This is a genomic window from Natrinema thermotolerans, from assembly GCF_031165565.1.
GTDB classification, from domain to species: domain Archaea; phylum Halobacteriota; class Halobacteria; order Halobacteriales; family Natrialbaceae; genus Natrinema; species Natrinema thermotolerans.
This window is the reverse complement of sequence record NZ_CP101873.1, coordinates 496,852-509,132: the sequence shown is the minus strand read 5'-3', so window position 1 is coordinate 509,132 and position 12,281 is coordinate 496,852. Positions and strand designations below refer to the sequence as shown.

General features: G+C 65.2%; 13 protein-coding genes. 9 read left to right on the top strand and 4 right to left on the bottom strand.

The features are described from left to right. Nucleotides 1–162 precede the first annotated feature (162 nt). The 4 genes from NP511_RS02715 to NP511_RS02700 all read left to right on the top strand — a co-directional run bounded on the left by NP511_RS02715 (nt 163) and on the right by NP511_RS02700 (nt 3,021). Entirely contained in the window at nt 163–1,674 is a 1,512-nt protein-coding gene (locus NP511_RS02715) for a phosphoenolpyruvate carboxykinase (ATP) (RefSeq protein WP_049964301.1), read from the top strand. Between the two features lie 216 nt (nt 1,675–1,890). Further along, nucleotides 1,891–2,079 (top strand): HEWD family protein, encoded by a 189-nt coding sequence (locus NP511_RS02710; RefSeq protein ID WP_049964300.1) that lies wholly within the window; start codon nt 1,891–1,893, stop codon nt 2,077–2,079. Between the two features lie 58 nt (nt 2,080–2,137). Next, nucleotides 2,138–2,440 (top strand): divalent-cation tolerance protein CutA, encoded by a 303-nt coding sequence (gene cutA, locus NP511_RS02705; protein WP_049964299.1) that lies wholly within the window; start codon nt 2,138–2,140, stop codon nt 2,438–2,440. A gap of 92 nt (nt 2,441–2,532) precedes the next feature. After that, the gene (locus NP511_RS02700; RefSeq protein ID WP_006181600.1) at nt 2,533–3,021 is read left to right on the top strand and encodes a 50S ribosomal protein L11; all 489 of its coding nucleotides are present in this window, start codon (nt 2,533–2,535) and stop codon (nt 3,019–3,021) included. A 164-nt stretch (nt 3,022–3,185) separates the two neighbouring features. On the opposite strand, the gene NP511_RS02695 is transcribed toward NP511_RS02700, so the two are convergent. Next, nucleotides 3,186–3,791, bottom strand: coding sequence for a hypothetical protein (locus NP511_RS02695; RefSeq protein WP_371827945.1), 606 nt, complete (start codon nt 3,789–3,791; stop codon nt 3,186–3,188). Nucleotides 3,792–4,067: 276 nt separating this feature from the next. On the opposite strand from NP511_RS02695, the gene NP511_RS02690 reads away from it, so the two are divergent. The 4 genes from NP511_RS02690 (at nt 4,068) to NP511_RS02675 (ending at nt 8,685) form a co-directional block, all read left to right on the top strand. Beyond that, a complete protein-coding gene (locus tag NP511_RS02690; RefSeq protein ID WP_006181598.1) occupies nt 4,068–4,700 on the top strand; it encodes a 50S ribosomal protein L1 in 633 nt (210 codons plus the stop codon). After that, nucleotides 4,701–5,750 carry a 50S ribosomal protein L10 gene (locus tag NP511_RS02685; RefSeq protein ID WP_006648785.1) on the top strand — a complete coding sequence of 350 codons (1,050 nt, stop codon included), beginning with the start codon at nt 4,701–4,703 and terminating at the stop codon, nt 5,748–5,750. It begins immediately after the preceding gene. An 18-nt stretch (nt 5,751–5,768) separates the two neighbouring features. Further along, nucleotides 5,769–6,119, top strand: a complete 351-nt coding sequence (gene rpl12p, locus NP511_RS02680) for a 50S ribosomal protein P1 (protein ID WP_049964298.1) — start codon at nt 5,769–5,771, stop codon at nt 6,117–6,119. 1,327 nt (nt 6,120–7,446) lie between these two features. Further along, complete coding sequence (locus tag NP511_RS02675; RefSeq protein ID WP_049964297.1) at nt 7,447–8,685, top strand: tripartite tricarboxylate transporter permease; 1,239 nt, start codon at nt 7,447–7,449, stop codon at nt 8,683–8,685. An 11-nt stretch (nt 8,686–8,696) separates the two neighbouring features. Here the strand turns inward: NP511_RS02675 and NP511_RS02670 are convergent, their stop codons facing one another. Continuing rightward, nucleotides 8,697–9,548, bottom strand: coding sequence for a BtpA/SgcQ family protein (locus NP511_RS02670; RefSeq protein WP_049964296.1), 852 nt, complete (start codon nt 9,546–9,548; stop codon nt 8,697–8,699). Between the two features lie 116 nt (nt 9,549–9,664). Between NP511_RS02670 and NP511_RS02665 the strand changes: the two genes are divergently transcribed. Next, nucleotides 9,665–10,783 (top strand): NADH:flavin oxidoreductase/NADH oxidase, encoded by a 1,119-nt coding sequence (locus NP511_RS02665; RefSeq protein WP_049964295.1) that lies wholly within the window; start codon nt 9,665–9,667, stop codon nt 10,781–10,783. A gap of 27 nt (nt 10,784–10,810) precedes the next feature. Here the strand turns inward: NP511_RS02665 and NP511_RS02660 are convergent, their stop codons facing one another. After that, nucleotides 10,811–11,599 carry an HpcH/HpaI aldolase family protein gene (locus NP511_RS02660; RefSeq protein WP_049964294.1) on the bottom strand — a complete coding sequence of 263 codons (789 nt, stop codon included), beginning with the start codon at nt 11,597–11,599 and terminating at the stop codon, nt 10,811–10,813. A gap of 79 nt (nt 11,600–11,678) precedes the next feature. Next, nucleotides 11,679–12,242, bottom strand: a complete 564-nt coding sequence (locus NP511_RS02655; RefSeq protein ID WP_049964293.1) for a thioredoxin family protein — start codon at nt 12,240–12,242, stop codon at nt 11,679–11,681. Between the last annotated feature and the right edge of the window lie 39 nt (nt 12,243–12,281).

Sequence of the window (12,281 nt, the reverse complement as noted above, 5' to 3'; positions counted from 1 at the left end):
CTACCAGAAATAGTACTCTTTCGGCCCTAGTAATGAGATCGTTACACACGGCCGTCTCCGGGCTAGGAACCGCCATACGTTACTCGGTCACTGGGTAGGTCCTGACACACGACGACGAAAATCCTTCACGCTTATGCATCAGGAAGATGGTGACTTAGGTGTATGTCTGAAACCGGGACGGAGTCCCGTCCGCTGGTCCGACAGCTTCCGGATCCAACCACAGCGTCGAACGTCCGGTATAACCCGTCGCTCGAGGAACTACGGGAACTCGCCGACCACGAGGAGACGACCACCGAGTTCGGGTCGCCATCCTACGTCAGTGAGTTCCGCTCGCGGAGCGCCGATCGGACGAAAAACGCCGTCGACGACGAGTTCGACGAGCGCGATCACGAACTGATCGACGACGCCGTCGATCGTACCGACGAGACCGAGTTCGTCTGCGTCGACCGACTGATGGGCCGCCATCCCGAGGCGTCGTTTTGCTGTCGGCTCTTCGTCCCCGTTGAACACGCTCGCATCGCCTACGCGTGGGCGAACCTGTTCGAGCCCGCCGACGGCCGGGACCCGGACCTCTATACGGTCCAGCTCCCCGACTACGACGAGACCGCCATCCGCGTGCTTCCCGACACCGGCTTCACCGCGGTGTTGGGCAGCGACTACACCGGCGAAGCCAAGAAGTCGTTCCTCCGGCTGTTCATGTACCGGATCAAACAGCAGGGCGGTCTGGGGCTCCACGCGGGGAGCAAACGGGTCCGCGTCCGCGACGCGGACGGCGACCTCCGGACCGTCGGGCAGGTCTTCATGGGGCTGTCCGCGACCGGTAAGTCGACGCTTACCTCCCACGGCTGTTGGCTCGAGGACCCCGAGGACGCCTCGATGCTGCAGGACGACGTCTGTGGCCTCCTCTCGGACGGCTCCGTCGCCGGCAGCGAAGGCCAGGGACTGTTCATCAAGACGATCGGCCTCGGCGAGGACGAACAGCCCGAACTCTACGCGGCCGCGACCGACGAGTCGGCGATCTTGGAGAACGTCGCGGTCGACGACGATGGTTCCGTCGATTTCGACGAGGACCGCCATACCTCGAACTCCCGCGCGATCATCCAGCGCGACCAACTCGAGAGCGCCGACGAGGAGATCGACCTCGGGAGCATGGATCAGGCCTTCTTCATCACCCGGAACCCCCTGATGCCGCCGGTCGCCAAACTCGACGAGGAACAGGCCGCGGTCGCGTTCATGCTCGGCGAGTCGATCGAGACCAGCGCGGGCGACCCCTCCCGCGCCGGCGAGTCGATCCGCGTCGTCGGCACCAACCCCTTCATCGTCGGGCCGGCGGGCGAGGAGGGGAACATCTTCCACGAACTGATCGACATCCTCGACGTCGACTGCTACGTCATCAACACGGGGTATCTCGGCGACAAATCCAAGGACATCGGCGTCACCGAGTCAGTGACGATCCTCACCGAGGCCGCTCGCGGCACCATCGAGTGGACGGACGACGAGCGGATGGGCCTGACCGTCCCCGAGTCGATCCCGGAACTCGACATCGAGGACTACTACGTCCCCGACCACGTCGACGATTACGAGGACGCACTCGCCGAGTTGCGCGCCGAGCGCCGCGAGTACCTAGAGCAGTTCGACGAACTCCGCGACGAGATCAAAGACGCCGTCTACTGATCGCCAGTTCCGGTCTCGGACCGGCCACAACCAACTGTCCCCGGACTTCAGACTGATACGGTCTCCCGTCCGTCATTGCCGGCGGGACCGCGACCGTCCTGCGGTTCCACCGGGAAATCGGCACGGAAAACCGTCTGACGCCCGATTTTCGAGCGGCGAGGCAGCACTTGCCGCGCACGGATACCGTTATATGTGTCGAGTTCCCACGGACCAATAATGAGTACACAGGTACGGAAACCGACCGCGAGAGTCTGCGAAGAATGCAGTCGAGTCGAACGATGGGACGAGAACCTCGAGGCCTGGCAACTCGCGCTCGAGGACGACGAGAAGCAAGTCGGTAACCCACACTGCATCCACGAGTGGGACATCAACGGTACGTTCAATCCGGTCAACGACGACGGGTAGCCCGGGCAACGTGTCCCGTGACGGGACGTTTTTGCCCACCTCGAGCGTAGCGTCGGATATGCCGACCGTCTACGTCACAGCGCCGCCCGAGGCGGCTGCGGAAATCACCGAGACGCTCGTCGAGGAACGGCTTGCGGCCTGCGTCAATCGCCTCGAGACGACCTCGACGTACCGCTGGAAGGGAGAAATCCACCGCGACGAGGAGGTCGTCCTGCTGGCGAAGACCACCGACGACGCCTACGACGACCTCGTCGACCGCGTCCTGCAACTGCATCCCAACGACGTGCCCTGTATCGAACGCTTCGACGAGAGCGACGTCCTCGAGTCATTTGCGACGTGGCGCGCCGATAGCGTCGAGTAGTGACGGGCGATCGGACCCGCACGTGAGACGGTCACAGACGATGACTGCGCGAATTAGCAACCCTTAAAACTCGCGCACGGGTTGTGACGGATATGGCTGGAACCATCGAAGTGCTCGTTCCGGGTGGCCAGGCCAATCCTGGCCCGCCGCTCGGTCCCGAGCTTGGACCGACCCCCGTCGACGTGCAGGCCGTCGTACAGGAGATCAACGACCAGACCGAAGCGTTCGACGGGACCGAAGTCCCCGTCACCGTCGACTACGACGACGACGGCTCCTTCGAGATCGACGTCGGCGTCCCGCCGACGGCCGAACTCGTCAAGGACGAGGCCGGCTTCGAGACCGGCAGCGGCGAGCCCCAGAAGGACTTCGTCGCCGACCTCTCGGTCGATCAGGTCAAACAGATCGCCGAGCAGAAACACCCCGACCTGCTGGCCTACGACCTCCGCAACGCGGCGAAGGAAGTCGTCGGTACCTGTGCCTCGATGGGCGTCACCATCGAGGGCAACGACGCTCGAGAGTTCAAAGAGCGCGTCGACGACGGCGAGTACGACGACGTACTCGTCGACGAAGCGGCAGCGTAATCACGGGCCGACCGAGTTTTGTCGTTTCTCGATGTCGCGTGCGTAGCCGCGCGCGTCGTTGCGAACCCTACAGTGCTATCTTCTGTAGCAGGCGTTCACGCGAGGCTACGAGTCGTCGGAACGGTATAGAGGACGCGAAGCGCCGGCGGGGGTGGCGGGCCGATTCAGATCTTGTTCGCGGGCGGGACGGTCCGGTCGTCGGGGCGGGCCGCGCCGACGCCGCCGACCAGCACGCGGACGCCGGCACCGATGCCGAGCGCGCCGGCGAGGGCGGCGACGGCCACCGTCGCCGGGAACACCAGGCCGGCGGCCCCGTGGATGAGCCCGCCGACCAGAATACCGGTCCAGAGACGATCGCGGCCGACGATCGCGGCCGCGTTGCGCCCGAGCGCGGTGAATCCGATCGCGATCGCGGCCGGCAGGACCGTCACCCCGAGGATGACAAGCGGGATGCCAAAGAACGTCCCGACGCTCGTGTCGACGATGAGATACCCCGTCCCCGCGAGCCCGGCGACGACGAGCAGGCTCGGCAGTCCGAGACAGATCGAGATGACCGGGCTGCGGCGGGACTTCGCGATCGCTCGCGTCCCGAAGTTCTGGAGCAGCCCCAGCACGACCATCGCGACGAGGACCGTCCCTGCGAACTGAATCCCCGCCCGCAAGAGCGGGTCGAGCGATCGATACGCCTCGAGTTCACCGCCGGCCGCCGGCATGGCGATCGAGCCGAGTACTGCCGGCCCGATACTGGTATATAAGTCTAATGGCCACATAGACGAATGGTATACGACAACGCATAATAGAACTTTCGGTGAAATGGACTGTAATGATTCCTTACGAAACTGATAGCTGCGCTGACGGAACGGACTCGCGGCCCGTTCATCGACTACGATCCGAGTACGCGTCGGAGATCGCCGCGTTCGGCCCTGACGCGAGCGCGCGGGTAGTTCGACGGGTTTAAGTCCAGCATCGCACTTGGTTCAAAAGAGACAGGCATCGCCTGTTTCACTGACCCGTAGGAGCAGTCCTGCGTACTACGGAGGTGAACGATGGCAGATTCGGATATTGAAACAGCAGTAGCCCGCGCACTCGAGGACTCGCCGGACCGGAACTTTACCGAGACGGTAGACCTCGCGATTAATCTGCGCGACTTAGACCTGAACGAACCGTCGAACCGCGTTGACGAGTCGATCGTCCTGCCGGCCGGAACCGGCCAGGAGACCCGCATCGTCGTCATCGCCGAGGGAGAGACCGCAGTCCGCGCCGAGGAGGCGGCGGACGAGGTTCTCTCGGCCGATGACGTCGCGGATCTGGACGACGACGAGGCCAAAGACATGGCCGACGAGACGGACTTCTTCATCGCCGAAGAGGCGATGATGCAAGACATCGCCCGGCACCTGGGTACCATTCTCGGTCCCCGAGGGAAGATGCCGGACCCGCTCTCGCCCGACGACGACGTCGTCGAAACCGTCAACCGGCTCAAAAACACCGTGCAGCTTCGCTCCGGCGACCGACGAACGTTCCACACCCTCGTCGGTGCCGAGGACATGGACGCCGAGGACATCGGCGACAACATCGACGTCATCCTGCGACGCCTGCACGCCGACCTCGAGAAGGGCCCCCAGAACATCGACGCCGTCTACGTGAAGACGACGATGGGGCCGTCCGTGGAGGTGGCCTAAATGAGCGCACAGGCCGAACGCAAGACCGAGAACCTTCCCCAGTGGAAGAAAGAAGAAGTCGCGGAGCTCGAGGAGATCATCGAGCGCTACGACAGCGTCGGCATCGTCGGCATCGCCGGCATCCCCTCGAAACAGCTCCAGGACATGCGCCGGGACCTGTACGGCACGGCCCAGCTGCGGGTCAGCCGCAACACGCTGCAGTCCCGCGCGCTGGAAGACGCCGGCTTCGGTGACCTCGTCGAACACGTCGAGGGCCAGGTCGGTATCGTCGGCACGAACGAGAACCCGTTCTCGCTGTACAAGGAACTCGAGGCGTCGAAGACGCCGGCACCGATCAACGAGGGCGAGGTCGCGCCGAACGACATCGTGATCCCCGAAGGGGACACCGGTGTCGATCCGGGGCCGTTCGTCGGCGAACTCCAGAGCATCGGCGCGAACGCGCGCATCGAGGACGGCTCGATTCAGGTCATGGAGGACTCGACGGTCCTCGAGGCCGGCGAGGAAGTCTCCGCGGATCTGGCGAACGTCCTCAACGAACTCGGGATCGAGCCCAAGGAAGTCGGGCTCGACCTGCGCGCCGTCGTCGCCGACGGCGTTCGCTTCGACCCCGAGGACCTCGACATCGACGTCGAGGCCTACGAGAGCGACGTGTCGACGGCCGCCGCCCGCGCACGGAACCTCGCGATCAACGCGAGCTTCCCGACCGCGAGTACGGCGCCGACGCTCATTGCCAAGGCCACGGGCGAGGCCAAGAGCCTCGGCCTGCAGGCCGCCATCGAGGACGAAGAACTCATGCCCGACCTCGTCAGCAAGGCCGACGCACAGCTGCGTGCGCTCGCGGCCCAGATCGACGACGAGGACGCCCTGCCCGAGGAACTGCAGGACGTCGACGCGGCCGCCCAGCCGGCGGCCGCCGATGAGGGCGACGCTGACGACGAATCGGCAGACGACCAGACAGAGGAGGCCGAGACCGAAGACGCCGACACCGACGACGATGACGACGAAGACGACGGTGACGGCGCGGCCGGTCTCGGCGAGATGTTCGGATAACTAACGGAGGACCCAACAATGGAATACGTATACGCTGCACTCATCCTGAACGAATCGGGCGAAGAGATCAACGAAGACAACCTGACGAACGTACTCGACGCCGCGGGCGTCGACGTCGAGGAGTCCCGCGTCAAGGCCCTCGTCGCCGCGCTTGAGGACGTCGACATCGACGACGCGGTCTCCGAGGCCGCAGCCGTCCCCGCCGGCGGGGCCGCCGCGGGCGGCGCTGCAGGTGCCGAGGAAGCCGACGACGACGGCGACGACGAAGCCGAAGAAGCCGAGGAGACCAGCGACGTGCCGGACACGACGGACGACGACGACGATGACGACGAGGCCGACGGCGAGGGTCTCGGCGAACTCTTCGGATAACGTTCCCGTCGGTTCGGTTCCGACGAGTTGCAATCCCGAATTTTCTTTCGACTCGAGATCGAGTGGCGACGCCGATCGAGGCCGAAACCGGAATCAGATTGTCTCCGAGAGTGGCGATGGTGAGTACAGTAGCGGTCAGGCTACTTACTGAGCGACGATTAATTACGGGGCCGAGACCAATACACCCGGCGACGTTGGTGGGACGATTGAGGGTTGAGTCGACGGTAAGAACGCGTTTGAGTGCGATGAAGGCCACATCTCTCTGTGACTACCACCTCGTATCCCTTCTTCAGATCTTGTATTTCTTGCTAAGATCAATTTCAGGACACGTACTGGTGCGTCCCCGAGGACATTAGCGGTCACCGTCTCTTGAAGATCCGTGATAAATAATCTATGTATCCAAGTATAATTTTATATAGAAAATACTAGTATAATACGTTTTAGACTTAGCTTTGATGACACGAGAAGAAGACGATAATGGTAGTGACGGTACCCCATCATTCAATCGACGTAACGCATTACAAACAATCAGTGGGGGAATGTTCGCCCTAACTGGACTCTCAGGAACCGGGGGTGCTAGCCAATCAGATACAGATGATGTCCCCCTTCCAGATGTAGAAGAGCTATCCGGCGATGAAAAGAAAAAATACATTTTGAAGGCATCGGCCTCTCCTGAATACAAAACGTTACTGCGAGAGTCGTCGATAGTTTCTCGCCGGTCAGTCCAACTCGATGATTCCAGAGTAGTGCGTTCGGAGTGGAAAGAGTCCTCAAAAGAAAGCGGCCCACGGCACATCGTCGAATTCCCTGTGAAATCTTCTCCAGATCGCGGTCGAAAAGGAAGAACAACAGACGATGAAGACGGAGATACAGTTGTCAACGTAGTATTCGAATCGGATGGTTCGGTCTCAGCCAAGGCGACACGCTTCAAGGATGGTGAAGACGGTGATATCACAATACAACTTGATGTAACGACCAACGAGGTTACTGCTCAGCGAGCGAGTAACCAAGGAGGCGTTAGATTAGAATCGACGACTGAAACAGTCAATCCCTCAAAGGGGGTATACCCAACCGACCCCTCGGAAGTGACGATACAGGGGCACGGTTGTGGATGCACATTGAAATGCAGTCTCTGTGTTCAGATATACAAACGTTCGTACTCGCGGCTACGTCGCAAGCGAGCAATCTCCGGCGGCTCTCGTCGTTGCGGATAGCGCGATTTCAACCGACGACGAGACCGGCTTCCCCCAGGAAATCGTCGATCACGATCCGGAACAGTGAGGCGATGCCCGAGATCATATAAACGAAGCCGCGGCCAGAGCCGGGGATGCCCGCGCCGATCGAAGCCGTGAGCGAGCCGGCAGTAACCCTCCAGTTGCTAGGTTGGGTGCTGGCGGGCTCCCTACTGGGGTGTTGTAGCGGGCTCGTGCCGGGACTGCACGCCAACAACTTCGCGTTCCTGCTGGCCGGCGTCGTGCCGTCGGTGCCAGGCCCACCGCTGTTCGTCGGCTGTGCGATGCTCGCGGCCGGCGTCGTCCACACGTTCCTGAACGCCGTCCCCGCGATGGCGCTGGGCGTCCCCGACGCCGAGATGGCCGTCACCGCCCTCCCCGGCCATCGACTGGTCCTCGCGGGACGGGGCTACGAGGCGATCCGTCTGTCGGCGCTGGGGAGCCTGCTTGCCGTCCTCGTGGCGGTCCCGCTCGCGCTTCCCGTGACCGCGGTCGTAACGGCGGCGTATCCGACGGTTCGGGCTCACCTCTCGCTCGTCCTCGCGATGGTGGCGGTGGCGCTGGTCGCCTCGGAACCCACCCGACGCGGTCGGATCGGCGGTCTCGTTTCCTTCGCGCTGGCGACCGGACTCGGCGCGGTCGCGCTGGATCTCTCGCCGGACGCCCCGCTCGAGGCCGGCGGCACCCTCGCACCGCTTTTCGCCGGGCTGTTCGGCGCGCCGGTGTTGATCGACGCCGTCCGCGGGGGTGGCGTCCCGCGCCAGGAGGGCACGGCGGTCACGACCTCGCGGCGGTTCGTCGGGACGACGGCGGTCGCCGGCGCGCTCGCGGGTGCCGTCGTCGGCTACCTGCCGGGGATCTCGGCCGCCATCGCCGCCGTCGCCGTGCTTGCGGTCGTGCCGAACGGGGCCAGCGACCGCGGCTACGTCGTCGCGACCAGTGGCGTCGACACGTCGAACACCATCTTCGCGCTTTTCGCCCTGGTCGCCATCGGCCAGCCCCGGACCGGCGTGTTGGTCGCCTTCGAGGGAACTGCTGCGCCCCTCGAGCTGCCGATCCTGCTTGCGGCCGTCGTCCTCGCGGGACTGGTCGGGTTCGTCGCCGTGATCGCGCTGGGCGACGCGTATCTCGACGCCGTCGGGCACGTGTCCTACTGGAAGATTTCGGTGGCCGTCCTCGCCGTGTTGCTCGCGCTCTCGTACCTGTTTACCGGCGTTATCGGAATCGCGATCTTCGCCGTCGCGACGGGGATCGGGATGGTTCCGGTACGCCTGCGGTGTCGCCGCGTTCACCTGATGGGAGTCCTCATCGGGCCGTTGATGCTTGGACTCTGACTTCTGACCGTTCACTCGTCCCTCGAGAGCGCCGCTCGAGCGGCTGCCACGAGTCGCTCGACCCGCGCCTCGGCGACCGGATTCGTCGTCTCGCCGCCGCGTTTGAGCGCGGTGCCGACGATGACGCCGTCGGCACCCGACTCGAGACAGTCGTCGACCGTGTCGCTCGTGACGCCGCTGCCGACGAACACCGGGGTCTCGCCCGCGGCATCGCCGAGTGCGTCGGCGACGCGCTCGAGATCCGCGAGCGACGTTTCGGCTCCGGTTCCGGGTCCGGAGACGATCACACCGTCGGCCCGCCCGCGCTCGACGGTCTCGATCGCGGCACGTTCGATGTCCCGGTCGCCGATCGGGCTCGCGTGCTTGACGTGGACGTCGGCGAGGATCGACACGTCGGTCGCGAGCCGGTCGCGCAGCCGGAGCGTCTCGTGGGCCCGGCCCTCGAGGACGCCCTGGTCGGTCGCGGCGCTACCGATATGAACGTTGATGCGAACGAACGCGGCGTCGGCGGCCGCGGCGACCGACAGCGCGGCCGCGGCATCGTTTCGGAGGACGTTGATCCCGACCGGAACGTCGACGGCGTCGGTGACGGCCGTCGCGATCGCGGTCAGTTCCGCGACGACGTGTTTCGGTACGTCGTCGGGATAGAACGGGGCGTCCCCGAAGTTCTCGACGATGATTCCGTCGACCCCGCCGGCCTCGAGCCGGCGGGCGTCCGCGAGCGCGCGGCGACGGATAGCCTCACGGTCGTTCTCGTCTCCGTCGCCGAACCCCGGCGCGCCGGGCAGCGGCGGGAGATGGACCATGCCGATCACCGGGTGGGACGCGTCGAATCGGTCCATGATGGCGGATACCGTTTCCATATCGGCGTTGGAACCGCGACGACCATACCGGTACCGCGTTCGGTCGGGCCGACGCGAGCCGGCAAGCCCCGCTCCCTCCGCGGCCGTTTTCCTCCTGCCGCGGATACGAGCGGTCGATGACTGACTTGCTTGCCGGACTGTCGTTGCGGGACCTCGAGACGCGGAACCGAATCGCCGTCTCGCCGATGTGTCAGTACTCCTGTGACCCGGACGGGCTCGCGACCGAGTGGCATCGCGTCCACCTCGGGAGCCGAGCCGTCGGCGGGGCCGGCATCGTCATGACCGAGGCGACCGCGGTCTCCCCCGAGGGCCGGATCACGCCCCACGATCTGGGCATCTGGAGCGACGACCATGCCGAGGCCCTCGAGCCGATCACGGAGTTCATCCGGGATCAGGGCGGCGTGCCGGCGATCCAGCTCGCCCACGCGGGCCACAAAGCGAGCAAGGAACGTCCGTGGGAGGGCCACGTCCCGATCCAGCCCGACGAAACGGGGCCCTCGGGGGCGGCCGGCTGGGAGGTACTCTCGCCGTCGCCCGACGCCTATCCGCCCTTCGACGGCGATCGGCCGGCGATGCGGAAGGCCGACGCCGAGGACATCGAGGGCGTAATCGACGCCTACCGCGCGGCGGCCGAACGATCGCTCGAGGCCGGGTTCGAGATCGCCGAGGTCCACGCGGCCCACGGCTACCTGCTCCACGAGTTCCTCTCGCCGGTCACGAACCGTCGCGAGGACGACTACGGCGGGAACTTCGAGAACCGAACCCGACTGGTCCGCGAAGTGGTCGGCGCCGTCCGCGAGGTCTGGCCCGACGACAAGCCGGTCTTCGTCAGGATTTCGGGGACCGACTGGCTCGACGATCGGGAGTCGTGGGACATCGAGCAGTCGGTGCGGCTGGCCGACGACCTCGCCGATCTCGGTGTCGATCTGGTCGACGTGAGTTCCGGCGGGCTCCACCCCGACCAGTCGATTTCGGGCGGTCCGAACTTTCAGGTGCCGCTGGCCGAGCAGGTCCGGGAGGGCGCGGACGTCGCCGTCGGCACCGTCGGTGGCGTCACCGAGCCCGAACAGGCCGACGCCCTGATCCGAAACGAGCGAGCCGACCTCGTCCTCGTCGGTCGGGAGTTCCTGCGGGACCCGTACTTCGGGCTCCGCGCGACCGGCGACCTCGAGCGCGACCCCGACGCGGTTGCCGAGGCGTGGCCGGTCCAGTACCGACGCGCAACCCAGCGATAACGGGTCCGCAAGCAGGTACCCCGACGGTCACTCTCCGTCGTAGCCGTCGAGCCAGCCCGTGACCGCCGACTGCAACGCGCCGGTCGTCGTCCCGACGTTCAGCAGTTGATAGCCGTTCTCCGCCTTTTCGTTGACGTCGTCCATCCCGAAGCCGAGGCCACCGACCGGGACGTCCGCCTCGATGGCGGCCGATCGGATCCGTTCGACGGCCTCCTCGACCTCCGGATGGTCGAATTCGCCCGGATGACCCAGCGAGACCGAGAGATCGAGCGGGCCGATGAAGACGAAGCCGAGTTCGGGGACGGCGAGGATGTCCTCGAGTTCGTCGAGCGCGGACTGCGTCTCGATCGTGACCCCGACGACGACCGACTCGTCCTCGCTGGTCACGTAGTCGTCGGTCAGCCCCCAGCGGCTCGCTCGAGGGTTGGCCATGCCCCGGCGACCGGGTTCGCCGTCGTACTCGAACCGACCGGCCCGGACCGCCGCCTCGAGTTCCTCGCTGCTTCCGACTCTGGGGAGGAAGACGTTCCGCACGCCGGCGTCGAGGGCCTTCCGCACGAGCGCGGGATCGGTATCGGGGAGCCGAACGAGCAGCTCGGTATCCGTGCCGTCGGCCGCCCGGAGCAGTTCCTCCAGCCGGCCGCCGTCGACGGGACTGGGGCCGCCGTGTTCGAGGTCGATCCAGACGAAGTCGACGCCGAGGGCGGCGTAGAGTTCGACGACCGTCGGGCTGTACGTGTTCTCGAGGACGCCCAGCGCCACGTCGCCGGACTCGAGCGTCTCCCGAAGCGCGTTGGTTCGCGGATGCTGACTCACACGTCCGACTATACCGGCCACGGACTAAAGACCGGGGACGAACGGGCGGCGGCGGGCGGCGTTCGGGGGTCGAACCGACTCAGTCCTCTTTCCACTTGATCGAACAGCCCCGGGAGGGCTGCCACTCGAGATCGACGTCCGCGCCGGCCAGCACGGCGTCGATCGCCTCGCGGATCTGATACCGGCTCGGTTCGTCGTCGGGGTTGGGCGCGTCGTCGAGTCGGCCGTGGTAGGCCAGCCGGAACTCCCCGTTCTCGCGTTCGAACAGGAACGGGTCGGGGGTACAGACCGCGCCGTAGGCTCGCGCAACCGCCTGACTCTCGTCGCGGAGATAGGCATCGTAGTCGATCCGTCCCTCCTCGACGAACGCTTGCATCGTCTCGAACGAATCGTCGGGATACTCCGCGGCGTCGTTGGGGTTGATCCCGACGACCGAGACGTCGTCGTACTCGGCGGCCAGTTCGTTCAGCAGGTCGAACTTCGCTTGCGCGTACGGGCAGTGGTTGCACGTGAACACGACCAGCAGCGCCTCGTCGTCGGCGAAGGAGTCGAGCGAATACGTCTCGCCGTCGACGCCCTCGAGGTCGAACTCAGGGGCGGGGTCGCCGGCCTCGAGTTCCGACTCGGACTCTGTGAGAACCATGGTCGTCGATTCGGCTCGTTCGGCCTTAGGTCTCACGTT

What these genes read in the sequence shown, in the direction of transcription:
- NP511_RS02715 (WP_049964301.1), top strand. Translation starts at nt 163, where the DNA reads ATGTCTGAAACCGGGACGGAGTCCCGTCCGCTGGTCCGACAGCTTCCG.
- NP511_RS02710 (WP_049964300.1), top strand. Translation starts at nt 1,891, where the DNA reads ATGAGTACACAGGTACGGAAACCGACCGCGAGAGTCTGCGAAGAATGC.
- cutA (WP_049964299.1), top strand. Translation starts at nt 2,138, where the DNA reads ATGCCGACCGTCTACGTCACAGCGCCGCCCGAGGCGGCTGCGGAAATC.
- NP511_RS02700 (WP_006181600.1), top strand. Translation starts at nt 2,533, where the DNA reads ATGGCTGGAACCATCGAAGTGCTCGTTCCGGGTGGCCAGGCCAATCCT.
- NP511_RS02695 (WP_371827945.1), bottom strand. Translation starts at nt 3,791, where the DNA reads ATGTGGCCATTAGACTTATATACCAGTATCGGGCCGGCAGTACTCGGC.
- NP511_RS02690 (WP_006181598.1), top strand. Translation starts at nt 4,068, where the DNA reads ATGGCAGATTCGGATATTGAAACAGCAGTAGCCCGCGCACTCGAGGAC.
- NP511_RS02685 (WP_006648785.1), top strand. Translation starts at nt 4,701, where the DNA reads ATGAGCGCACAGGCCGAACGCAAGACCGAGAACCTTCCCCAGTGGAAG.
- rpl12p (WP_049964298.1), top strand. Translation starts at nt 5,769, where the DNA reads ATGGAATACGTATACGCTGCACTCATCCTGAACGAATCGGGCGAAGAG.
- NP511_RS02675 (WP_049964297.1), top strand. Translation starts at nt 7,447, where the DNA reads ATGCCCGCGCCGATCGAAGCCGTGAGCGAGCCGGCAGTAACCCTCCAG.
- NP511_RS02670 (WP_049964296.1), bottom strand. Translation starts at nt 9,548, where the DNA reads ATGGAAACGGTATCCGCCATCATGGACCGATTCGACGCGTCCCACCCG.
- NP511_RS02665 (WP_049964295.1), top strand. Translation starts at nt 9,665, where the DNA reads ATGACTGACTTGCTTGCCGGACTGTCGTTGCGGGACCTCGAGACGCGG.
- NP511_RS02655 (WP_049964293.1), bottom strand. Translation starts at nt 12,242, where the DNA reads ATGGTTCTCACAGAGTCCGAGTCGGAACTCGAGGCCGGCGACCCCGCC.